Source organism: Phaeodactylibacter luteus (genome assembly GCF_007993045.1).
Taxonomy (GTDB): domain Bacteria; phylum Bacteroidota; class Bacteroidia; order Chitinophagales; family Saprospiraceae; genus Phaeodactylibacter; species Phaeodactylibacter luteus.
Genome location: NZ_VOOR01000283.1, coordinates 1 through 237 on the forward strand (window position 1 = coordinate 1; position 237 = coordinate 237).

At 62.4% G+C, this 237-nt stretch carries 1 protein-coding gene; it reads left to right on the forward strand.

All coding sequences use genetic code 11. The features are described from left to right. On the forward strand, window positions 1–237 hold a 237-nt coding region (locus FRY97_RS22860; RefSeq protein ID WP_170254922.1), incomplete at both ends, for a hypothetical protein.

Genomic DNA, 237 nt, shown 5'->3' on the forward strand with positions numbered 1-237 from the left:
ACGGTAGCGGACACCGCGCCTGTAGGCACAACGATCAGCAGCTGGTCTGCGGTAGTAACTACCGGCACAGCGACGCTGGCGAACGCTTCGGGAACTGGCGACTTCAGCGAGGTGATCACCAATATGTCCAACGGCGCAGTGGTGACCTACACGGTGAACGTGGACGTGCCTGCCGACTTCACGGGCGGCCTGACCAACACGGTTGTGGTAACGAACCCGGAAGACCCGACCCCGGGA